The sequence below is a fragment of the Agrococcus terreus genome, from assembly GCF_014645235.1.
Lineage (GTDB): Bacteria > Actinomycetota > Actinomycetes > Actinomycetales > Microbacteriaceae > Agrococcus > Agrococcus terreus.
Genome location: NZ_BMLM01000001.1, coordinates 1817888 through 1839015, shown reverse-complemented (window position 1 = coordinate 1839015; position 21128 = coordinate 1817888). Strand labels below are relative to the sequence as shown.

The following is a 21128-nucleotide window of genomic DNA, read 5'->3' as shown; positions in this document are numbered from 1 at the left end:
GGACCATGGCCGAAGCCCTCGACGACCTCGACGCCCTCCTGCACGACGCGCAGCGCGCCGCCCGGGCGCTCGCCATCGTGCCAGCGCCGCGGCGCCACGCGGCGATCGAGGCCATCGCGGCGGGCATCGAGGGTGCCGCCGACGCGATCCTCGCGGCCAACGCCGAGGACCTCGAGCGCGGCCGCGCGAACGGCCTCGCGACGGGCCTGCTCGACCGCCTGCTGCTCGACCCGGCCCGCATCGCGGGCCTCGCCGCCGCGGCGCGCGACCTCGCCGCGCTGCCCGACCCGGTCGGCGAGGTGCTGCGCGAGCGCACGCTCCCGAACGGCCTGGAGCTCACCGAGGTGCGCGTGCCGTTCGGCGTCATCGGCGTCATCTACGAGGCGCGGCCCAACGTGACGGTCGACCTCGCGTGCATCGCGCTCGGCTCCGGCAACGCCGTGGTGCTCCGCGGCGGCTCGGCCGCCGAGCGCACGAACGCGGTGCTCGTCGCCGCGATGCAGGACGCCGTCGAGGGCGCGGGGCTGTCGCGCCTCGCCGTGCAGACGATCGACCGCTTCGGCCGCGAGGGCGCGGGCCGCCTCATGCGCGCCCGCGGGCTCGTCGACCTGCTCGTGCCGCGGGGGAGCGCCGCGCTCATCGACCGCGTCGTCACGGAGTCGACGGTGCCGGTCATCGAGACGGGCGCGGGCGTCGTGCATGCCTTCGTCGACCGCGCCGCGTCGCTGCCGATGGCGCTCGAGATCGTGCTCAACGCCAAGACCCAGCGCACGAGCGTGTGCAACTCGCTCGAGACGCTGCTCGTGCACCGCGACATCGCCGACGAGGCCGTGCCCGCGCTCGCGGGGGCGCTCGCCGAGGCCGGCGTCGCGATCCACGCCGACGCCGCGCTGCCCGGCGGCGTGGCCGCCGCGCCGCTCGGCGAGGGCGGCTGGTCGACCGAGCACCTCTCGATGGACATCGCGATCGGCGTCGTCGACGACCTCGACGCCGCGATCGAGCACGTCAACCGATTCGGCACGCACCACACCGACACGATCATCACCGATGACGCCGGCGCGGCCGAGCGCTTCCTCGCCGAGGTCGATTCCGCGGTCGTCATGCACAACGCCTCCACCCGCTTCACCGACGGCGGCGAGTTCGGCTTCGGCGCCGAGGTCGGCATCTCGACCCAGAAGGCCCACGCGCGCGGCCCCATGGGGCTGCCGGAGCTCACGAGCTCGAAGTGGATCGTCCGCGGCTCCGGCCAGGTGCGGTCCTGAGGGCCCGCGCCCGCGATAGGCTGGACCCATGACGCTCACCCTGCTCGCCGCCGCCGCGGAGGCCGGCCACCACGAGACGGGCCCCGCGCCCTTCATCGCCGGCGCCATCGCCGCGGCCGTGTTCCTCGTCTCGGCCATCGTGCTCCGCGCCTACCGCGATGTCAGCAACCGGTCCGTCGGGGGCCAGACGGGCTCCACCGACCACGTCTGACGCGCGTGGCGCAGCGCCCCCGCCGCCTGGGCATCATGGGCGGCACGTTCGACCCCATCCATCACGGCCACCTCGTGGCCGCGAGCGAGGTCGCGCAGCACTTCGGCCTCGATGAGGTCGTGTTCGTCCCGACCGGCCAGCCGTACCAGAAGCGGCAGGCGAGCCCGAGCGAGCACCGCTACCTCATGACGGTGGTCGCGACGGCCTCGAACCCGCGCTTCCGGGTGAGCCGCGCCGACATCGACCGCAGCGGCCCGACGTACACGATCGACACGCTCCGCGACATGCGCGACGCGCATCCGGACGCCGAGCTGTTCTTCATCACCGGCGCCGACGCCTTCGCGTCGATCGTCGAGTGGAAGGACGCGGACGAGCTGTGGGAGCTCGCGCACTTCGTCGCCGTGACCCGGCCGGGGCACGAGATGGAGGCGACGGACTACCCGCCCGAGCGCGTCTCTCGGCTCGAGATCCCCGCACTTGCGATATCCTCGACCGATTGCCGTGCGCGGGTCCGCGCAGGCTACCCCGTCTGGTACCTCGTGCCCGACGGCGTGGTGCAGTACATCAGCAAGCACGACCTCTACCGGAGAGACACCGCATGACCGACGCAAACGGAGACCGTCCGCTCACGCGACGGCAGCTTCGTGAGCTCGAGCGCGCTGCGGAGCTCGCCAGGACGGGCGGCCCGCCGCCGGTCCCCGACGAGGAGGCGCAGCGCAGCCTGAGCGACGAGCCGACCCGCACGGGCCGCCACTCCACGCCCAGCGTCCCGTTCGCGGAGCTCGAGGAGGCGGAGGCCGAGGCCGCCGCCGGGCAGCCCGCCGCGCCCTCCCAGCCCGCCGAGGAGACCCCCGCGCCCAAGCCCGCCGGCCGGTTCTTCGGCCGCCGCAAGGCCCAGGAGGCGCCGGCCGTCGAGGAGACGGTCGCGATCGAGCGCGTCGACGTCGACGGCCCGGCCACGCAGCACCTCGACGTCATCGAGGCGGAGCTCGAGCCGACGCCCGAGCCGGAGCAGCCCGCCGAGGCCCGCCGCTCGGTGCCCGCGCCGTCGTCCGCCCGCCGCTCGAGCGTCCGCATCGACGACGTCCAGGGCCTCGACACCGTCGACGACCACGAGGTCGACGACCTGGAGATCGACGAGGTGCAGGTCGAGGGCCGCCGGATCTCGGCGCTGCGCGTGTCGGAGACGACGCCCGCGCAGCTCGAGGACCGCCGCGTCATCGACCCCTCGGTCGTCGACGAGCCGACGCCCACCGGCCCCACGCGCGGCCAGTCGCAGCGCCTGCCCGTCATCGTCAACGTCGTCTCCGACACCTCGGAGCACCACATCGCCGACCTGCGCGAGCAGGGCGTCGCCGGCACCGGCGGCTCCTCGACGTCGGCGATCACCGCGAACGCGCTCGTGCTGCCCGCCGGCTCCGACGCGCCCGAGTTCCAGCTCGAGGGCGACGACGGCCTGCTCGTCACCGGCTCGATCGACGTGCCCGAGGGCTTCGCCACGTCGGGCCGCGGCCGCGCGACGATCGACGGCAGCGAGCTCGACGCCGAGGGCGGCGAGGCCGAGGTCACGAGCCCCGAGAATGCCCCGGTACGCGCCTCCAAGGCCGTGTCGTCGTACGCGAACGCCCGTGTCCAGATCGCACCCACGAAGGCCCCCTCGAACGCCTGGCCGATCGCGATCGGCGTCGGCGCCGGCGCGTTCGTCGCCGCCGTCGGCGGCTTCCTCGTGTGGGCGATCTCGTCGGGGGTGCTCTGACCCCGTGATGGTCCAGAAGGAGGTCGGCCGATGAGCGCCGACGAGCGGGCGATCGCGCTCGCACGGGCGGCCGCGGCCGCCGCAGACAAGGCGCTCGCGACCGAGCTCGTGGGCCTCGATGTGTCCGGCCAGCTGCCGCTCACCGACGTGTTCGTGCTCGCCACGGGCCGCAACGAGCGCCAGGTGAGCGCCATCGCGCGCGAGATCGAGGACCAGCTGATCCTCGACGGCGCGAAGCCGGTGCGCCGCGAGGGCCGCGCCGACGGCCGCTGGGTGCTGCTCGACTTCAACGACATCGTGGTGCACGTGTTCCACGAGGAGGAGCGGCAGTACTACCAGCTCGAGCGGCTGTGGCGCGATGCCGCGGTCGTCGACCTGCAGGTGCCCGAGCACCCCGCCGCCGAGCAGGCGTAGCCGACCGTTCCGCCGGACGGGCCTTCTTCGCTGGTCGAGCCGGACGGCGCCGCAGGCGCCGCCCGAGTCGAGACCACAGCGTGGCGGGCTGCTCCCCGCGTGGGTGGTCTCGAGACACGTGCGGCCTGCGGCCGCGCGCTCCTCGACCAGCGGACGCGCTAGCCGACCGGGGTCAGCGTGATGCGGTTGGCCCAGGGGTCCTCGAAGCGGATCGCCGCGCCGTCGTCCGCGACCGCGACGCCGCGCGACGTCAGGCGCTCGCGGGCGGCGCCGAGCGCCTCCGCATCCGGCACCGCGATCTCGACGCTGCCGAGGCCCAGCGAGTCGACGCGGCGGCCCGCGCCGCGCGAGTTCCACACGTTCATCGCCATGTGGTGGTGGTAGCCGCCGGCGCTCACGAAGAGCGCCGTATTGCCGAGCGCTGCGGTCTCCGCGAAGCCCAGCGCGTCGACGTAGAAGTCGCGCGCCGTCGCGATGTCGCCCACCTGCAGGTGCACGTGCCCGACGGTCGCACCGACGGGCGCGGTCTGGGCGACACCGAAGGCGCCGCGCTCGAGGTGCTGCTGCACGAACGCGTTCGGGTCGATGTACTCCGTCGTCATGTGCACGTGGCCGTCGCGCCACGTCCAGGTCTCGCGGGGGCGGTCGACGTAGAGCTCGACCCCGTTGCCGTCCGGGTCGGCGAAGTAGAACGCCTCAGAGACCGCGTGGTCGCCCGTGCCGGCGAAGCGGACGCCCGGCTGCTGCGACATGCGCACGATCGCCGCGGCGAGCGCCGCGTGCGTGGGATAGAGGATCGCCGTGTGGAACAGGCCCGCGTCCGAGGGGTTCGGGCCGCGGAGGTCGGGCGCCTCCTCGAGCACGAGCAGCACGCGGCCGCCGACGCCGAGCTCGACGACCCGGCGCCCGCCGACCTGCCGCTCCGCGATCGGCTCGAGGCCGACGCCGGCCGTGTACCAGGGCACGAGCGCCGAGAGCGTCGCGGTCTTGAGCATCACCGGGCCCATGGCGGTCGCAGCGGGGAGCAGGTCGTTCGTGTGCATGCGGGGAACCTCCGCCGGGTGCAACGCCGCCCGTGCCGCGGCATTCCGCGGCCGCCGGTAGGATCGGAGCACGTGAGCGAGAGTCTGTGGTCCCTGCCGGCCGACGAGCTGCTGCGGCGCGCTGCCTCCTCCGACCCGACGCCGGGCGGAGGCTCCATCGCAGCTGTGTCGGGCGCCCTCGGCCTCGGTCTCGTGCTCATGGCCGTCGCCGTGACCGGCGATCCCGCCCTCGACGCCCGCCGCGAGCGCGGCGAGGCGCTGCTGGCGCGCGTCGTGCCGGCAGCGGACGCCGACGTCGCCGCCTTCGGCGCGCTCATGGACGCGTACGGCATGCCGCGCGACGACGAGGCCTCGAAGGCGGCCCGCGCGAGCGCCGTCGAGGCGGCCTCCGTGCGCGCCACGGTCGAGCCGCTCGACCTCGTGGCGACGCTCGTCGAGGGCCTCGCGCTCGCCGCCGAGCTCGAGCCGCTCGTGAAGCGATCGGTGGTGAGCGACGTGCACGCGGGCGCCGACCTCGTGCGCGGAGCCGGCCGCGCCGCGATCCGCACCGCCGACATCAACCTCGCCGCGCTCGAGCGCGGCGACGCCCCGGCCGCCGCCGGGCTCCGGGAGCGCCGCGATGCGCTCGCCGCCGCTCTGGAGGAGGCAGTGTGACCGCGACCGTGCTCGACCCGTCGACCGTGGCGAAGGACTACCGCGCCGAGGTGCGCGCCGCCGTCGAGGCGAGCGGCCGCACGCCGCGCGTCGTCGGCCTGCTCAGCCAGGCGGAGGGTCCGGCCGCGACCTACGCGCACTACGCGACGCGCGGCGCGGCCGCCGTCGGCATCGAGATGGACCTCCGCCGGGTCGAGCCTGCCGACGCGGCCCGCGCGATCGCCGACGCGAACCTCGACCCCGAGGTCGACGGCATCTTCCTCTACTACCCGCTCGCCTCCCGCGAGGACGACCGCTGGATGCGCGAGCTCGTCGACCCGCGCAAGGACGTCGAGGGCATGCACTCCTACTGGAGCCGCCTGCTCTACGAGAACCGGCGCTTCGTGGACGAGGAGCAGACGCGGCGGGCGATCCTGCCGTGCACGCCGCTCGCGATCCTGAAGCTGCTGCAGCACGCCGGCATGCGCGGCACGGGCGGCGAGGCGCCGCTCGAGGGCGTCACCGCGTGCGTCATCAACCGCAGCGACATCGTCGGCCGGCCGCTCTCGGCGATGCTCGCGAACGACGGCGCGCGCGTGCACTCGCTCGACCTGACCGGCAGCGTCGTGTTCGAGCCGGCGATCGGGCGTCGGGCGCACGACGTGCGCGACTCCGGCATCGACCGCGCGGAGGCGCTCGCGCAGGCCGACGTGGTCATCACGGGCGTGCCGTCGCGCAGCTTCGAGCTCGTGCGCGGCGACGAGATCCGCGAGGGCGCGATCTGCGTGAACGTGGCCGAGGTCGAGAACTTCGACGACTCGATCATGGAGCGCGCCTCGGTCTACGTGCCGCGCGTCGGCCCGCTCACGATCGCGATGGCGATGCGCAACCTCGTGCGGCTGAGCGGCGCGCTGCCCGCCTGAGGCGCGGCAGCGAGCGCCGTCCGCGGTGCGATGGTCTCGAGACGCGTGCGGCCTGCGGCCGCGCGCTCCTCGACCAGCGGGATCTGAGCGGCTAGCGCTTCTCGGCGAGGTCGCGCTCGAGCACGGGCGCGAGGCGGAACGGGATGAGCTCGCCCATCGACAGCCATGTCTCCGTGCGCTCCACGCCGTCGCACGCGAGCACGAGCTTGTTGATCCGGTAGAGGTCCTCGGCGTCGCGGCACACGGCGCGCACGAGCACGTCGGCCTGCCCGGACAGCCCGAACGCCTGCACGACCTCCGGGATCTCCTTCAGCTGCTCGACCACGTGGTCGATGCGCGGCTGGTCGACGTGCGTCGCCATGAACACCGTCAGCGGGTAGCCGAGCGCCGCCGCGTGGAAGCGGCGGTCGAACCCCTGCAGCGCATCCGAGGCCTCGAGCGCCGCGACCCGGTTCTGCACCGTGTTGCGGGCGAGGCCGAGCCGCTCCGCGATCGCCGCGTTGGTCGCGCGCGGGCGCTCCGTGAGGTCGAGCAGGATCCGACGGTCGGTGTCATCGACGATGCGCATGCTGCGCAATCTAGCGCAGGTCGTGTTCCAGCGGAATGCGCGGATCGCTCAGCCGGAGTGTCGCTGATTGCGCGAGGTGCGTTCCGGGGGTAGCGTCGACCCACGATCTCGGGAGCGATCCGCCCCCGGGCTCAGGCCGGCGCCCACGAGGCGCTTCGAACGAGGAGGTTCGACCGTGTCGCTCACGATGCCCGCACCCGACCCGCAGCTCGCGCTCGGGCTCGACCACCCGCTCCGCGTGCTCGACCTCGACGGCTCTCGGCTGCCGAGCGACGTGCTCGACCCGCACCTGACCGACGTCGACGAGACGGCGCTCACGAACCTCTACGTCGACATGGTGCGCGTGCGCCGGCTCGACACCGAGGCCTTCGCGCTCACCCGCCAGGGCCACCTCGTGCTGTGGCCGCCGCTGCTCGGGCAGGAGGCCGCCCAGGTCGGCCCTGCCCGCGCGCTGCGGCAGAGCGACTGGGTCTTCGGCTCCTACCGCGAGCACGGCTTCGCGCTGCTGAAAGGGGTCGACCTCGCCGAGTTCGCGCGCGTCTGGAAGGCGTACGCCCACGGCGGCTGGGACCCGCACGAGATCACCATGGCCCCGGCGCAGATCATCATCGGCGCGCAGTCGCTCCACGCGACCGGCTTCGCGATGGCCTCGAAGATGGACGAGTCGGACGACGTCGCGCTCGCCTGCTTCGGCGACGGCGCCACGAGCGAGGGCGACGTCAACGAGGCGCTCGTCTGGGCCTCCGCGTTCCAGGCGCCCGTCGTCTTCCTCTGCCAGAACAACCAGTACGCCATCTCGGAGCCCGTGCGCGTGCAGTCGGGCACGCCGCTGGCGCTGCGCCCCACCGGCTTCGGCATCCCCTCGATGCGCGTCGACGGCAACGACGTGCTCGCGATGCACGCCGCCGCCCGCATCGCCTTCGAGCGCGCCCGCTCCGGCGGTGGCCCCACCTTCATCGAGGCCGTCACCTACCGCCGCGGCCCCCACACCACCACCGACGACCCCAAGCGCTACCGCGACGAGGCCGAGGTCGAGGCGTGGACCGCGAAGGACCCGATCGAGCGCGTCGAGCGCGCCCTCGCCGCGATGGGCGCCAACATGGACGCCGTCCGCGAGGAGGCGAGGATCCGCGCCGACGAGCTCGCCAAGGAGCTCCGCCACGCCGCCGAGCACGCCGAGCCGCCGACGGTCGACAGCATCTTCGACCACGTCTACGCGCAGCCGACGAAGCGCCTCGAGCGCCAGCGCGCCGAGCACCGCGCCTTCACCGCCAGCATCGAGGGGAACCGATGACCGAGACGCTCACGCTCGCCAAGGCCGTCAACGCGGCGCTCGCCGACTCGCTCGAGGGCGACGACCGCGTGCTGCTCATGGGCGAGGACATCGGCCAGCTCGGCGGCGTCTTCCGCGTCACCGACGGACTGCAGGCCCGCTTCGGCACGCAGCGCGTCATCGACGCGCCGCTCGCCGAGTCGGCCATCATCGGCACGGCGATCGGGATGGGCTACCGCGGCTTCCGCGTCGTCGCCGAGATCCAGTTCGACGGCTTCATCTACCCCGCGTTCGACCAGATCGTCGCGCAGGTGGCGAAGCTGCGCTACCGCTCGAAGGGACGCGCGAGCGTGCCGCTGACGATCCGCGTGCCGTACGGCGGCGCGATCGGCTCGGTCGAGCACCACTCGGAGTCGCCGGAGGCGTACTTCGCGCACACCGCGGGCCTGCGGGTCGTGACGGCGTCGACGCCGCAGGAGGCGTACTCGACGCTCCGCGCGGCGATCGCGAGCGACGACCCCGTGCTGTTCTTCGAGCCGAAGGGCAAGTACTACATGAAGGGCGAGGTCGACCGCACGGTCGTCCGCGACCTCGAGACCGCGAGCATCGTCGCGCAGGGCCGCGACGTGACGATCGCCGCCTACGGCCCCACGGTCGAGACGGCGATGCGCGCTGCGATCGCCGCCGCCGACGAGGGCATCGAGGTGGAGGTCATCGACCTGCGCGCGATCTCGCCGCTCGACGTCGACACCGTGGTGGACTCCGTCCGCCGCACCGGCCGCCTGGTCGTGGCGCACGAGGCGCCGGGCGAGGGCTCCGTCTCGTCGGAGCTCATCACCTCGGTGGTCGAGCGCGCCTTCTCGAGCCTGGAGGCCGCGCCCGCGCGCGTCACCGGCTACGACACCCCGTACCCGCCGTCGGCCGTCGAGCACGACTACCTGCCGAGCCTCGACCGGCTGCTCGACGCCGTCGACCGCACGCTCGGCCGCCGCAGCTCCCGCGACGGCCTCGTCCTGGAGGGCGCCCGATGAAGACGTTCCTGCTGCCCGACCTCGGCGAGGGCCTCACCGAGAGCGAGGTGGTCGCCTGGCGCGTCGCCGAGGGCGACACCGTCGAGCTCAACCAGCCGCTCGCCGACATCGAGACCGCGAAGGCGGTCGTCGAGCTGCCGAGCCCGTACGCGGGCGTGATCTCGAAGCTGCACGCCGGCGAGGGCGAGACCGTCGCCGTCGGCGCGCCGCTCATCGAGTTCGACGTCGACGGCACGGGCGGCGCCCCCGCCGCGCCCGCCGACGAGGCCGCGCCCTCGCCCGAGGCGGGACCGGTCGCGACGCCCGAGGCGCCGGAGGCGACGGGGGAGCAGGCGGAGGCCGAGGAGCGGTCGGCCGCCGCGCCCGCGGCCGAGGAGCCCGCAGCGACCGATGGTGCCGAGGCGAAGCCCGAGAAGGTGCAGGTGCTCGTCGGCTCGATCACCGTCCACGGCGGCAAGCCCGTCCGCGCGAAGCGCGCCTGGGAGGTCGAGCCGTTCGTGCGCGAGGAGAAGCGCGGACCCAACCGCGCCATGCCGCCGGTGCGGAAGCTCGCGAAGGACCGCGGCATCGACCTGCAGGCCGTGCGCGCCTCCGGGGCCGACGGCCTCGTGACCCGCGCCGACGTCGAGGGCCACGGATCCGCCCCCGTCGCCGCGCCCGCGTCGACGCGCGAGAAGGTCACGGGCCTGCGCAAGCACACGGCGGCGGCGATGACGCAGTCGGCGCTCACCGTGCCGCACGCGGCGACCTTCCACCAGGTCGACGTCACCGAGACGCTCGCCCTCGCGAAGGCCGGCGACGCGTCGTTCCTCGCCCTCGCCGCCCGGGCGATCCTGCTCGCCGCGAAGCGCTGGCCCGACGTGACCGCGTCGTTCCACGCCGACACGAACGAGCTCGAGCGCTTCGCGCACGTGAACCTCGGCATCGCCGTCTCGACCGACCGCGGCCTTGTCGTCGCAAGCATCGACGAGGCGGAGGCGATGGATGCGTCGGCGCTGACCGCCGCGATCAAGGACCGCGCCGTGCGCGCCCGCGAGGGCTCGCTCTCGATGGCGGAGCTCACCTCGTCGAACATCACGATCTCGAACGTCGGCGTCTTCGGCGTCGACGGCGGCATCCCGATCCTCAACCCGGGGGAGTCGGCGATCATCGCGCTCGGCGCGATCCGCCGCCTGCCGTGGGAGCACGAGGGGCAGGTCGTGCTGCGCGACGTGTGCACCGTGACGGTCTCGTTCGACCACCGCGTGCTCGACGGCCGCGAGGCGGCCGGCTTCCTCGCCGACATCGCCGCGGTGCTCGAGCGTCCCGCCCTCGCGCTGGCACGGTAGGACGCATGGCGCTGCCCTCCCACACCCTCACCACCGCGGTCGACACCACCGCCGACGCCTCCGCCGCGAACCGCGCGGCCATGGAGGCGCTCGTCGGCGAGCTGCGCGAGCGCCTCGCGCAGGTCTCGCTCGGCGGGGCGGAGCGCGCCCGCGAGCGGCACGTCGCGCGCGGCAAGCTGCTCGCGCGCGACCGCATCGACGCGCTGCTCGACCCGGGGAGCCCGTTCCTCGAGGTCGCGCCGCTCGCCGCGTGGGGCGTGTACGGCGAGGACGGCCAGGATGCGCCGAGCGCCGGCGTCGTCGCCGGCATCGGCCTCGTGCACGGCCGCCACGTGATGGTGATCGCCAACGACGCGACGGTGAAGGGCGGCACGTACTACCCGCTGACGGTGAAGAAGCACCTGCGGGCCCAGCAGATCGCCCGCGAGAACCGCCTGCCCTGCATCGCGCTCGTCGACTCGGGCGGCGCGTTCCTGCCGATGCAGGACGAGGTGTTCCCCGACCGCGAGCACTTCGGCCGCATCTTCTTCAACCAGGCGCAGCTCTCGGCGCTCGGCATCCCGCAGCTCGCGGCCGTCATGGGCTCGTCGACCGCGGGCGGCGCGTACGTGCCGGCGATGAGCGACGAGACGGTGATCGTGCGCGAGCAGGGCACGATCTTCCTCGGCGGCCCGCCGTTGGTGAAGGCGGCGACGGGCGAGGTGATCGACGCGGAGTCGCTCGGCGGCGGGCAGCTCCACGCCGAGGTCTCGGGCGTCGTCGACCACCTGGCCGACGACGACGCGCACGCGCTCGAGATCGTGCGCGACATGGTGGCGGCGCTGCCGCCGACGGATCGTGCCGCGGCGTCGGACGCGCTGCCCGCGATGACGCGCACCTTCGGCTGGACGGCGCACGCCCCGCTCGACCCGGGCGCCGACGAGCGCGCACCCGAGGTCGACCCCGGCACCCTCTACGACGCGATCCCGCCCGACCTCCAGACGCCGTACGACGCCCGCGAGATCATCGCCCGCGTCGTCGACGGCAGCCGCTTCCACGAGTTCAAGGCCGGCTACGGCGACACGCTCGTCACGGGCTTCGCCGAGATCCACGGCCACACCGTCGGCATCATCGCCAACAACGGCGTGCTCTTCGCCGAGTCGGCGATGAAGGGCGCGCACTTCATCGAGCTGTGCGACCAGCGCGGCGTGCCGCTCGTGTTCCTGCAGAACATCACCGGCTTCATGGTCGGCTCGGAGGCCGAGCGCGGCGGCATCGCCAAGCACGGCGCGAAGATGGTCACCGCCGTCGCGACGACCCGCGTGCCCAAGCTCACCGTCGTCGTCGGCGGCTCGTTCGGCGCCGGCACGTACTCGATGTGCGGCCGCGCGTACGACCCCCGGTTCCTGTGGCTCTGGCCCAACGCGCGCGTGAGCGTCATGGGCGGCCCGCAGGCCGCATCCGTGCTCTCGACCGTGAAGCGCGAGCAGCTCGAGGCGGCCGGCCAGGAGTGGTCGGCCGAGGAGCAGGACGCCTTCGAGGCGCCCGTGCGCGAGCAGTACGAGCGCAAGGGCAACCCGTACTTCGCCTCGGCCCGCCTCTGGGACGACGGCATCATCGACCCCGCCGACACCCGCCGCATCCTCGGCATGGCGCTCGACGTCGTGACCGCCGTGCCGATGCCCGAGCCGCGCTTCGGCGTCTTCCGGATGTGATCGCGATGCACCACACCGCACCCGACGCCCCGTTCCGCACGGTCCTCATCGCGAACCGCGGCGAGATCGCCATCCGCATCGCGCGGACGCTCCGCGAGCTCGGCATCCGCGTCGTCGGCGTCCGCGCCGCCGACGACCCGTCGCCCCACGGCGAGCACTGCGACGAGGTCGTCGACCTCGGCAGCGGACCGCTGCGCGACACGTACCTCTCGATCGACTGGATCATCGCCGCGGCGCGCGAGACGGGTGCGCAGGCGATCCACCCGGGCTACGGCTTCCTCAGCGAGAACGCCGCCTTCGCGCGGGCGTGCGAGGAGGCCGGCATCGCCTTCATCGGACCGCCTGCGAGCGCGATCGAGACGATGGGCGACAAGATCTCGGCCCGCCACGCGGTCGAGTCGCGCGGCGTCGCGACCGTCCCCGGCATCGCCGAGCCCGGGCTCGACGACGCGGCGCTCATCGCGGGCGCCGAGCGCGTCGGCTTCCCCGTGCTCATCAAGCCCGCCGCGGGCGGCGGCGGCAAGGGCATGCACCGCGTCGACGACGCGGCGGACCTGCCGCACGCGCTCGCGACCGCGCGCCGCGAGGCGGCGGCATCGTTCGGCGACGACACGCTCTTCATCGAGCGCTTCGTCACGAACCCGCGCCACATCGAGGTGCAGGTGCTCGCCGACGCGCACGGCCACGTCATCCACCTCGGCGAGCGCGAGTGCTCGCTGCAGCGCCGCCACCAGAAGGTCATCGAGGAGGCGCCGAGCCCCCTGCTCACGGAGGCGCAGCGCGCCGCGATCGGGCAGGCGGCCGTCGAGACCGCCCGCTCCGTCGGCTACGTGGGCGCGGGGACGGTCGAGTTCATCGTCGCGGGCGACCGGCCCGACGAGCCGTTCTTCATGGAGATGAACACGCGCCTGCAGGTGGAGCACCCGGTGACCGAGATGGTCACGGGCGTCGACCTCGTGGAGCAGCAGGTGCGGATCGCGGCGGGGGAGCCGCTCGCGCTCCAGCAGGACGACATCGCGCTGCACGGGCACGCCGTCGAGGCACGGCTCTACGCCGAGGACCCCGCCGCGGGCTTCCTCCCGACCGGCGGCACCGTGCTCGACCTCGGCTGGGCGTGGGGCGAGGGCATCCGCATCGACGCGGGCGTCGACCACGGCACCGCCGTCGGCTCGAGCTACGACCCGATGATCGCGAAGGTCATCGCCCACGGCGCGACGCGCGAGGAGGCCATCGAGCGCCTCCGCGGCGCGCTCCGCGACTCGCACCTGTTCGGCGTGACCACGAACCGCGGGTTCCTGCGCGCGCTGCTCGCGGAGCCGGTCGTGCGCGAGGGCGACCTCGACACGGGCTTCATCGACCGCGAGGGCGCGCGGATCGCGGCAGGCGGTGCGGCGGGCGAGGCGTTCGCCGTCGCCGCGACGGCGCTGCAGCACCGACTGCCCCTTCGGCTCGGCGCCTGGACGGACGACGGCTGGCGCATCGGCGGCGCCGTCGGCCGCGTCGCCCGCTTCGCCGACGGCGAGGGCGTCGCGACCGTGCGGGTGCGCGAGGTCGACGCCCCGCAGGCGAACCCGCACCTCGAGGTGCGCGACGTCGACGTCGAGGTGCGTCGCGAGGACGGCAGCGTCGAGCGCTTCGAGCGCCTGCCGCTGCACCGGCCCATGCTCGTCGCGCCCGAGGGCACATGGGTGTGGACGCGCGACGGCGACGTGCTCGTCGAGGCGCCCGCGCGCGCCCGCCGCGGCCGCGCTGCCGCCGAGCCGACCCTCGCATCCCCGATGCCCGGCACCGTCGTCGCGCTCCACGTGGAGGACGGCGCGGAGGTCGCCGAGGGCCAGGCGATCGTGAGCGTCGAGGCGATGAAGATGGAGCACGTGCTGCGCGCGCCCGTCGCGGGCGTCGTGCACGTGCGCGCGGGCGCCGGCGAGCAGGTGCAGCGCGGGCAGGAGCTCGCGACCGTGACGCCGATGGGGGAGGCAGCATGATCGACGGGACCGGCACCGGCGGCGCCGAGACCACCACCGAGCGCCGCATCGTGCAGCGCGGCCTCTGGTTCGACGAGCTCCAGACGGGCGTCGTCTACGACCACCGCCCCGGGCGCACGATGACCGAGGCCGACAACGTGCTGTTCACGACGCTGACGATGAATACGCAGCCGCTGCACCTCGACCGCGCGTGGAGCGAGACGACCGAGTTCGGCGAGCCGCTCGTGAACTCGATGCACACGCTCTCGACCCTCATCGGCCTCTCGGTCTCGCAGCTGACGCTCGGCACGATCGTCGCGAACCTCGGCTTCAGCGAGGTGTCGTTCCCGGCGCCGGTGCGGCACGGCGACACCATCTACGCCGAGACCCGCGTCATCGAGGCACGAGCCTCCCGTTCGCGGCCCGGCCAGGGCATCGCCACCTTCGAGCACCTCGCGCGCAACCAGCACGGCGAGGTCGTCGCGAAGGCGGTGCGGCAGGTGCTCATGCGGTCGAACCCGGATGCGGACGCGGCGACGGCGGAGCCCGGCTCCGCGGAGGCTGCCTCGTGAGCGCCGGCGTGGATGCGCTCGGCATGGGCCCGGCGCTGCTGTTCTGCCCGGGCGACCGCCCCGACCGCTTCGGCAAGGCCGCCGACCGCGCCGACGCCGTGATCCTCGACCTCGAGGACGCCGTCGGCCCGGACGCCAAGGAGGGCGCGCGCGGTGCCGTCGCGAGCGCTGAGCTCGACCCGGCCCGCACGATCGTGCGCGTGAACGCCGCATCCACCGACCTCCTCGACGACGACCTCGCCGCCGTCGCGCGCTCGCCGTTCCGCACGGTGATGCTCGCGAAGGCGGAGGGCGCCCACGAGGTCGACCGCGTCGTCGCCGCCCTGCCCGACGCCCGTGTCGTCGCGCTCGTCGAGACGGCGCGGGGCGTGCTCGCCGCCGAGGCGCTCGCCGCGCATCCGTCGGTCGTCGGCCTCATGTGGGGCGCCGAGGACCTCGTCGCGTCGCTCGGCGGCACCGCGAGCCGCCACGCGGGCGGCGCCTACCGCGACGTCGCCATGCACGCGCGCAGCCGCGTGCTGCTCGCCGCGGGCGCCTTCGGCCGCACCGCGATCGACGCGATCCGCGCCGACATCGCAGACCTCGACGGCGCGGAGGCCGAGGCGGCCGACGCCGCCGCGAGCGGCTTCGGCGCCAAGGCGGCGATCCACCCCAGCCACGTCGCGCCCTACCGGCGCGCGTTCGCGCCCACCGAGGCGCAGCTCGACGAGGCGCGGCGCATCCTCGCCGCGGCCGAGACCACGCCCGGCGTCTTCTCCTTCGAGGGGCGCATGGTCGACGAGCCGATCCTCCGCCACGCGAGGAGCGTCGTCGCGAGGGGCGCGTCGGCCACCGCCGACGCCGCCCGGGCAGCCACCACCACGAATGGGAGCACCGCATGACCGCCACCGAGGTCACCACCGCATCCGCGCCCGTCGACGAGGTCGTCGACGGCACCGAGATGCTCACCCCCGAGCACCAGGAGCTCGCCCGCACCGTGCGCCGCTTCGCCGACGAGGTCGTCGCGCCCGCGAGCTACGAGTACGACACGGCGCGCCGCCTGCCGATGGAGATCATCGCCGAGATGGGGCGGATGGGCCTGTTCGGCCTGCCGATCCCCACCGAGTACGGCGGCCAGGGCAAGGACTACATGTCGCTCTGCGTGGCCGTCGAGCAGCTCGCGCGCGTCGACCAGTCGATCGCCGTGACGCTCGAGGCGGGCCTCGGCCTCGGCGCGATGCCGATCCTCCGCTTCGGCACCGAGGAGCAGAAGCGCACCTACCTGCCGGCGCTCGCGCGCGGCGAGGCGCTCGCCGGCTTCGGCCTCACCGAGGCGCAGGCTGGCTCCGACGCCGGCGCGACGCAGACGCGCGCCGTGCTCGAGGACGGCTGGTGGCGCATCGACGGCACGAAGCAGTACATCACCAACTCGGGCACCCCGATCACGTCGCTCGTCACCGTCACCGCGGTCACGGGCCACAAGGAGGGCCGCGACGGCACGACGAAGCCGGAGCTGTCGACGATCATCGTGCCGACGCCCATCGAGGGCTTCACGGTGCTGCCGCCCTACGACAAGATCGGGTGGCACACGTCCGACACGCACCCGCTCGTGCTCGACGGCGTGCGGGTGCCGGAGGGCAACCTGCTCGGCGAGCGCGGCAAGGGCTTCTCGAACTTCCTGTCGGTGCTCGACGAGGGCCGCGTCGCGTTCGCGGCGCTGTGCGTCGGCGCCGCGCAGGGCTGCCTCGAGCAGGCGATCCTGCGCGCGAAGGAGCGCGTGGTCTTCGGCCGCCCGATCGGCGACAACCAGCACGTCGCGTTCACGATCGCCCGGATGCGCTCGCGCGTCGCCGCCGCCCGCGCCGTCATGCACGACGCCGCGCGCCGCATCGACGCCGGGATGCCGTTCACGGAGCAGGCCTCGCTCGCGAAGCTCATCGGCTCGGAGGCGGCGGTCGCGAACGCGAACGACGCCACCCAGATCTGGGGCGGTGCCGGCTTCATGAACGAGAACGTCGTGGCGCGCCACCTGCGCGACTGCCGCATCCTGACGCTCGGCGAGGGCTCGACCGAGGTGCAGCTCGCGATCATCGCGCGCAGCCTCGGCTTCGAGAAGTCGTTCGGCGCCTGACGCACCGACGCTGACGGCCGCGGCGCCGCTCCCGACCCCTCGAGGCCGGCGGGCGGCGCCGCGGCCGTTCAGCGTCAGCCGGAGCCGCGGCCGCGACGCTCGGGTGCCCTTCCGTTCTGCAGGCGATCCGGGCGTCTCGAGGGAGCGCTTCCCTCGGACCGGGCTGATCTCCTGCGAAACGGGGTTGGCCGCCCGGAGCGGGGCTACGCCTGCTTCGCGGCCTTCCGGGCGGCGAAGGCCTCGAGCTTGGGCGTCGGTCCCGCGACGAGCACGACGTCGCCGCGCTCGAAGCGCGTCTCCTGGTTCGCCTGGATCCAGTCCTCGCCGCGCTTCACCGCGACGATCGAGACCCCGTGCCTGTGGATGCCGAGCTCGCGCAGCGGCACGGCGAGCAGGTCGAGGGGCGCCGGGATCTTCATGGCCGCGTAGCCGGTCTCGATCTCGATGAAGTCCTCGAGCGATCCCTGCACCATGTGCGCGACCCGGCGGCCCATGTCGGCCTCCGGCCGCACCACGTGCTGGACGCCCAGCTGGTCGAGGATCGTCGCGTGCTGCTCGCTGACGGCCTTCGCCCAGATGTCGCGCACGCCCAGCCGCAGCAGCTGGCTCGTGACGAGGATGCTCGCGGTGACGTCGCTGCCGATCGCCACGACGACGCGGTCGAAGTCGCCGATGCCGAGCTGGTCGAGGAGCTCGGGCTTCGTCGCGTCGCCGATGACGACGTGCGTGAGCCGGCCGTTGAGCTCCTGTGCCCGTTCCTCGCCGTCGATGCCGAGCACCTCGGTGCCGTAGTCCATGAGCTCGAGCGCGAGCGCGGTGCCGAAGCGCCCGAGGCCGATGACGGCGACGGCGCGGGCGGATCCGGCGAGGGTCGCGGGATCGAAGGGGTTGCGGAGCCTAGCCAACGATGGGCCTTTCCTTCGGCAGCTCGAACGCGAGCGTGCGGGGGCGGAGGGCGAGCGTCGTGGCGACCGTGATGGTGCCGACGCGGCCCAGGAACATGAGGGCGACGAGGATGAGCTGGCTCGGCGTGCCGACGCTCGCGGTGATGCCGGTGGACAGGCCCACGGTGCCGAACGCGGAGATCACCTCGAACAGCACGCGGTCGAGCTCGAGCTCGGTGAGCAGCATCATCGCGAAGGTCGCGACGGCGATGACGCCCACCGCGAGGAGCGCGACGGTGAGCGCCTCGCGGTGCACCGCGCGCGAGAGGCGCTTGCCGAACAGGGTGACGGTCGGGTCGCCGCGCACCTCGGCGAGGATGATCGCGCCGAGCACCGCGAAGGTGGTGATCTTGATGCCGCCCGCGGTGCCAGCGGGCCCGCCGCCGATGAGCATGAGCGCGTCCATGACGAGCCAGGTCTCCGGGCGCATCTGCCCGATGTCGAGCGCGTTGAAGCCGGCGGTGCGGGTCTGCACGGAGTGGAAGAAGGACTCGAGGACGCGCGTGCCGGTCGACTGCGGGCCGAGCGTGCCCGGGTTCGTCCACTCGAGCAGCCCGATGGCTCCGGTGCCGCCGACGAGCAGCGCGCCCGTGCCGACCACGACGATCCACACGTGCATGCTCCAGCGGCGCGGCGTGCGCCACTGCCGCAGCAGCGCCACGATCACCGGCAGGCCCAGGCCGCCGACGATCGTCGCGGCGGCGAGCGGCAGGAGGATCCACGGGTCGTCGACGAAGCCCATGAGGTTGTCGCTGAAGAGCGCGAAGCCGGCGTTGTTGTAGCTCGAGACGGCGTGGAAGGCGCCGAGCCACAGCGCGTGCCCGAGCTCCTCGCCGCGCGCGAGGAAGCGCCCGGCGACCAGGACCGCGACGACGCCCTCGACGACGAGCGCGATCGTGAGGATCGTGCGCACCACCCGGCGCACGTCGCCGAGGCCGGTGTGCGCCTCCTGCGCGGCGGTGAGGCGCACGCCCACCGAGAGGCGACGCAGCACCAGCAGCCCGATGAGGCTCGCGAACACCATGACGCCGAGGCCTCCGAGCTGGATGAGCAGCAGGATCACGACGTGCCCGAACGGCGTCCAGTAGAGCGCCGTGTCGACGACCGTGAGCCCCGTCACGCATGCGGCTGAGACCGCTGTGAAGAGCGCCTCGATCCAGGTGGCCGCGCCGTCGCCCTGCCGCGAGATCGGCAGCATGAGCAGCCCCCAGCCGACGAGGTTGAGGACGACGAAGCCGCCGAAGATGCGACGGGCGGGATGCTGTCGCTCCCAGAGCGCGATGAGGCCCGATCGGGGCCGGCGGATCGCCTGCACGAGCGATGAGCATACGCCCGCGCGGCGTCGGCGCAACTCGGCGTCCGAGCGGGCTGCTGGGCACCCGTGCGGCGGCGCCCGGCGTGGGCGGTGCGGGGGAGCCCGGCACCGTCGATAGCCTCGCGGTGCCGCGCACGGCGCGCGGCACGGACGGGGGAGCAGGCGTGGCGCGCACGGGCGACGACTTCGACGGGCGCGGCGGCGACGGCGACGAGCCGCTCGAGGCGCCGGTGCGGCGGCGGCCGCGATCCGCGGGCGACCTGTGGGACGACGCGGGGCACGACGACCTCCAGGGACCGGGCCACGCCGACGACGGCTTCGGCGGCGCTCGCGGCCACGCGCACCTGCACGAGGGCCCCGCGCCGCGCGCCGGCGTTCGCACCCGCCGCATCCTCTGGCTGATCCTCGCGCCCGTGCTCGCGCTCACGCTCGGCGGGCTCGTGCTGCTGTGGCCGCAGTCGGGCTCGATGCCCGAGCGGCTGCCGTTCCTCGGCGAGGGCGCCGCCGTGCTGCAGGCGACCGCGATCGGGCCCGCCGACGAGGCATCGGGGCTCGCCGCGGCGCGGCTCGACGACGGCAGCCTCGTGGAGGTCGTGGTGCCGCCCGAGGCGCTCGGGGAGGTCGGGGCGGGCGACCGCCTGCAGGTCTTCGACGTGCCCGAGGCGGCCGGCTACGGATCCACCTACGTCTTCGTCGACTTCGCGCGCGAGCTGCCGCTCGGGCTGCTCGCGGCCGGCTTCGTGCTCGTCGTGCTGCTCGTGGCGCGCTGGCGGGGCCTCGCCGCGATCGTCGGTCTCGCGGGCGCGTTCGCGACCATCTGGGGCTTCGCCCTGCCGGCGATCCTCTCCGGGCGGCCGGCGCTGCCGGTGGCGCTCGTGACCGCCTCGATCATCATGTTCGTCGTCCTCTACGTGGCGCACGGCCTCACGGCGCGCACGACGACGGCGCTGCTCGGCACGCTCATCGGCCTCGCGCTCACGGCGGTGCTCGCGGTGCTCGCGACCGACGGCGCGCGCATCCTCGGCACGGCGGGGGAGGAGTCGCGGCTGCTGCTGTCGCAGACGGGCGTCGACCTCTCCGACCTCTTCATCTGCGGTCTCGTGCTCGCCGGCATGGGCGTGCTCAACGACGTGACGATCACGCAGGCGTCGGCGGTGTGGGAGCTGCGGGCCGTCGCCCCCGGCGCGACCCGGCGCGAGCTGTTCGCGCGCGCGATGCGCATCGGCCGCGACCACATCGCCTCCACCGTGTACACGATCGCGTTCGCCTACGTCGGTGCCGCGCTGCCGCTGCTCATGGTGCTCTCGCTCACGGATGCGCCGCTCGGCATCCAGCTGACCACCGGCGAGGTGGTCGAGGAGATCGTGCGCACCCTCGTCGGCTCGATCGGCCTCGTGCTCGCGATCCCCGCGACGACCGCGATCGCGGCGCTCGTGGTGCCCGGTCCGGAGGCGCTCGAGGGCGCGAGAGCGGCGCCCGCGACCCGCTGAACCGCTCGATGTGACAAACGGTCGCGAGCTGTCGTATGCTGTTCAGGTTGCTCCGAGGAGCACGAGCAAGGGTCTGTGGCGCAGCTGGTAGCGCACCTGCATGGCATGCAGGGGGTCGGGGGTTCGAGTCCCCCCAGATCCACCAAGAACCCCCGTCTGACCGGGGGTTTTTCCCTGAGAGCACCTGCTCGTGCGACGGCCTGAAGTCAGGATTCTCGGCAGGTTTCGCGCGGTCCCGCGCTGATGTCCCGGTACGTCCCGGCCACGCCCTTCCACTACCGGTAGCTCCTCGACTTCGCCGGAGCGGCCTGGCGCGCACCGCCTATGCGGTTAGCGTGACCAGCGCCCCATCCGCTCCCACCGGAGTCCTCCTCGTGCCGATCGACCTGCTCCAGCTCTCGCCTGGCGTCCTGCTACGCGAACGCGACGTAGCTGCTGCCCTCTACATCAGCGTCAAGACGCTCCAGTACCACCGGCAGCGTGGGACCGGCCCTCGCTTTGTGCGGCTGGGAAGGCACGTGCGGTACTACGCCGGCGACGTGGTCGCCTGGATCGAGGCGAATCGTGCCTAGGCCACGACTCGAGCCGGGCACCTGG

General features: G+C 73.9%; 21 protein-coding genes and 1 tRNA gene. 18 read left to right on the top strand and 4 right to left on the bottom strand.

What is annotated here, in order from left to right:
* The first annotated feature begins 5 nt into the window (after positions 1-5).
* From IEW90_RS08915 to rsfS, 5 genes are read left to right on the top strand one after another with little or no spacing between them, the layout of a single operon-like run.
* Positions 6-1262 carry a glutamate-5-semialdehyde dehydrogenase gene (locus IEW90_RS08915; protein ID WP_188717790.1) on the top strand — a complete coding sequence of 419 codons (1257 nt, stop codon included), beginning with the start codon at positions 6-8 and terminating at the stop codon, positions 1260-1262.
* Between the two features lie 28 nt (positions 1263-1290).
* The gene (locus IEW90_RS08910; protein WP_188717789.1) at positions 1291-1473 is read left to right on the top strand and encodes a hypothetical protein; all 183 of its coding nucleotides are present in this window, start codon (positions 1291-1293) and stop codon (positions 1471-1473) included.
* Complete coding sequence (gene nadD / locus IEW90_RS08905) at positions 1470-2075, top strand: nicotinate-nucleotide adenylyltransferase (RefSeq protein WP_373284756.1); 606 nt, start codon at positions 1470-1472, stop codon at positions 2073-2075. Before IEW90_RS08910 ends, nadD begins: the two co-directional genes overlap by 4 nt.
* Positions 2072-3229 (top strand): hypothetical protein, encoded by a 1158-nt coding sequence (locus IEW90_RS08900; RefSeq protein ID WP_188717788.1) that lies wholly within the window; start codon positions 2072-2074, stop codon positions 3227-3229. The genes nadD and IEW90_RS08900 overlap by 4 nt, the downstream gene beginning before the upstream one ends.
* A gap of 30 nt (positions 3230-3259) precedes the next feature.
* Positions 3260-3643, top strand: a complete 384-nt coding sequence (gene rsfS / locus IEW90_RS08895; RefSeq protein WP_188717787.1) for a ribosome silencing factor — start codon at positions 3260-3262, stop codon at positions 3641-3643.
* 158 nt (positions 3644-3801) lie between these two features.
* Here the strand turns inward: rsfS and IEW90_RS08890 are convergent, their stop codons facing one another.
* Entirely contained in the window at positions 3802-4686 is an 885-nt protein-coding gene (locus IEW90_RS08890) for a VOC family protein (protein ID WP_188717786.1), read from the bottom strand.
* 72 nt (positions 4687-4758) lie between these two features.
* On the opposite strand from IEW90_RS08890, the gene IEW90_RS08885 reads away from it, so the two are divergent.
* Both IEW90_RS08885 and IEW90_RS08880 read left to right on the top strand, forming a co-directional pair.
* Positions 4759-5340, top strand: coding sequence for a cyclodeaminase/cyclohydrolase family protein (locus IEW90_RS08885; protein WP_188717785.1), 582 nt, complete (start codon positions 4759-4761; stop codon positions 5338-5340).
* Positions 5337-6242: a bifunctional methylenetetrahydrofolate dehydrogenase/methenyltetrahydrofolate cyclohydrolase gene (locus IEW90_RS08880; RefSeq protein WP_188717784.1), complete on the top strand. Its 906-nt coding sequence runs from the start codon at positions 5337-5339 to the stop codon at positions 6240-6242. The genes IEW90_RS08885 and IEW90_RS08880 overlap by 4 nt, the downstream gene beginning before the upstream one ends.
* A 91-nt stretch (positions 6243-6333) precedes the next feature.
* On the opposite strand, the gene IEW90_RS08875 is transcribed toward IEW90_RS08880, so the two are convergent.
* A complete protein-coding gene (locus IEW90_RS08875) occupies positions 6334-6810 on the bottom strand; it encodes an Lrp/AsnC family transcriptional regulator (protein ID WP_188717783.1) in 477 nt (158 codons plus the stop codon).
* A gap of 187 nt (positions 6811-6997) precedes the next feature.
* On the opposite strand from IEW90_RS08875, the gene pdhA reads away from it, so the two are divergent.
* From pdhA to IEW90_RS08835, 8 genes are read left to right on the top strand one after another with little or no spacing between them, the layout of a single operon-like run.
* Positions 6998-8104, top strand: a complete 1107-nt coding sequence (pdhA, locus tag IEW90_RS08870; RefSeq protein WP_188718100.1) for a pyruvate dehydrogenase (acetyl-transferring) E1 component subunit alpha — start codon at positions 6998-7000, stop codon at positions 8102-8104.
* Positions 8101-9114, top strand: a complete 1014-nt coding sequence (locus IEW90_RS08865) for an alpha-ketoacid dehydrogenase subunit beta (protein WP_188717782.1) — start codon at positions 8101-8103, stop codon at positions 9112-9114. The genes pdhA and IEW90_RS08865 overlap by 4 nt, the downstream gene beginning before the upstream one ends.
* Positions 9111-10442, top strand: coding sequence for a dihydrolipoamide acetyltransferase family protein (locus IEW90_RS08860; RefSeq protein ID WP_188717781.1), 1332 nt, complete (start codon positions 9111-9113; stop codon positions 10440-10442). The genes IEW90_RS08865 and IEW90_RS08860 overlap by 4 nt, the downstream gene beginning before the upstream one ends.
* A gap of 5 nt (positions 10443-10447) precedes the next feature.
* Positions 10448-12136: a carboxyl transferase domain-containing protein gene (locus tag IEW90_RS08855; RefSeq protein ID WP_188717780.1), complete on the top strand. Its 1689-nt coding sequence runs from the start codon at positions 10448-10450 to the stop codon at positions 12134-12136.
* 5 nt (positions 12137-12141) lie between these two features.
* On the top strand, positions 12142-14121 hold the full coding sequence (locus IEW90_RS08850; RefSeq protein WP_188717779.1) for an acetyl/propionyl/methylcrotonyl-CoA carboxylase subunit alpha: 1980 nt from the start codon (positions 12142-12144) through the stop codon (positions 14119-14121).
* Entirely contained in the window at positions 14118-14672 is a 555-nt protein-coding gene (locus IEW90_RS08845; RefSeq protein ID WP_188717778.1) for a MaoC family dehydratase, read from the top strand. The genes IEW90_RS08850 and IEW90_RS08845 overlap by 4 nt, the downstream gene beginning before the upstream one ends.
* Positions 14673-14695: 23 nt before the next feature.
* Entirely contained in the window at positions 14696-15553 is an 858-nt protein-coding gene (locus IEW90_RS08840; RefSeq protein WP_188718099.1) for an HpcH/HpaI aldolase/citrate lyase family protein, read from the top strand.
* 59 nt (positions 15554-15612) lie between these two features.
* Entirely contained in the window at positions 15613-16782 is a 1170-nt protein-coding gene (locus IEW90_RS08835; RefSeq protein ID WP_229679619.1) for an acyl-CoA dehydrogenase family protein, read from the top strand.
* A gap of 203 nt (positions 16783-16985) precedes the next feature.
* Here the strand turns inward: IEW90_RS08835 and IEW90_RS08830 are convergent, their stop codons facing one another.
* Both IEW90_RS08830 and IEW90_RS08825 read right to left on the bottom strand, forming a co-directional pair.
* Entirely contained in the window at positions 16986-17687 is a 702-nt protein-coding gene (locus IEW90_RS08830) for a potassium channel family protein (protein WP_188717776.1), read from the bottom strand.
* Positions 17680-19041, bottom strand: a complete 1362-nt coding sequence (locus tag IEW90_RS08825) for a TrkH family potassium uptake protein (RefSeq protein WP_229679567.1) — start codon at positions 19039-19041, stop codon at positions 17680-17682. Before IEW90_RS08825 ends, IEW90_RS08830 begins: the two co-directional genes overlap by 8 nt.
* A gap of 164 nt (positions 19042-19205) precedes the next feature.
* Here IEW90_RS08825 and IEW90_RS08820 point away from each other — a divergent pair, with 164 nt between their 5' ends.
* From IEW90_RS08820 to IEW90_RS13970, 3 genes are all read left to right on the top strand, one after another.
* Positions 19206-20531 (top strand): YibE/F family protein, encoded by a 1326-nt coding sequence (locus IEW90_RS08820; protein WP_229679566.1) that lies wholly within the window; start codon positions 19206-19208, stop codon positions 20529-20531.
* Positions 20532-20600: 69 nt separating this feature from the next.
* Positions 20601-20676: transfer RNA gene (locus IEW90_RS08815), tRNA-Ala, on the top strand.
* Between the two features lie 190 nt (positions 20677-20866).
* Positions 20867-21103 (top strand): helix-turn-helix transcriptional regulator, encoded by a 237-nt coding sequence (locus IEW90_RS13970; protein ID WP_373284743.1) that lies wholly within the window; start codon positions 20867-20869, stop codon positions 21101-21103.
* The last annotated feature ends 25 nt before the right edge of the window (positions 21104-21128 follow it).

Coding starts and splice junctions, on each gene's coding strand:
- IEW90_RS08915 (WP_188717790.1), top strand. CDS start 6: ATGGCCGAAGCCCTCGACGACCTCGACGCCCTCCTGCACGACGCGCAG.
- IEW90_RS08910 (WP_188717789.1), top strand. CDS start 1,291: ATGACGCTCACCCTGCTCGCCGCCGCCGCGGAGGCCGGCCACCACGAG.
- IEW90_RS08900 (WP_188717788.1), top strand. CDS start 2,072: ATGACCGACGCAAACGGAGACCGTCCGCTCACGCGACGGCAGCTTCGT.
- rsfS (WP_188717787.1), top strand. CDS start 3,260: ATGAGCGCCGACGAGCGGGCGATCGCGCTCGCACGGGCGGCCGCGGCC.
- IEW90_RS08890 (WP_188717786.1), bottom strand. CDS start 4,686: ATGCACACGAACGACCTGCTCCCCGCTGCGACCGCCATGGGCCCGGTG.
- IEW90_RS08875 (WP_188717783.1), bottom strand. CDS start 6,810: ATGCGCATCGTCGATGACACCGACCGTCGGATCCTGCTCGACCTCACG.
- pdhA (WP_188718100.1), top strand. CDS start 6,998: ATGCCCGCACCCGACCCGCAGCTCGCGCTCGGGCTCGACCACCCGCTC.
- IEW90_RS08865 (WP_188717782.1), top strand. CDS start 8,101: ATGACCGAGACGCTCACGCTCGCCAAGGCCGTCAACGCGGCGCTCGCC.
- IEW90_RS08860 (WP_188717781.1), top strand. CDS start 9,111: ATGAAGACGTTCCTGCTGCCCGACCTCGGCGAGGGCCTCACCGAGAGC.
- IEW90_RS08855 (WP_188717780.1), top strand. CDS start 10,448: ATGGCGCTGCCCTCCCACACCCTCACCACCGCGGTCGACACCACCGCC.
- IEW90_RS08850 (WP_188717779.1), top strand. CDS start 12,142: ATGCACCACACCGCACCCGACGCCCCGTTCCGCACGGTCCTCATCGCG.
- IEW90_RS08845 (WP_188717778.1), top strand. CDS start 14,118: ATGATCGACGGGACCGGCACCGGCGGCGCCGAGACCACCACCGAGCGC.
- IEW90_RS08840 (WP_188718099.1), top strand. CDS start 14,696: ATGGGCCCGGCGCTGCTGTTCTGCCCGGGCGACCGCCCCGACCGCTTC.
- IEW90_RS08835 (WP_229679619.1), top strand. CDS start 15,613: ATGCTCACCCCCGAGCACCAGGAGCTCGCCCGCACCGTGCGCCGCTTC.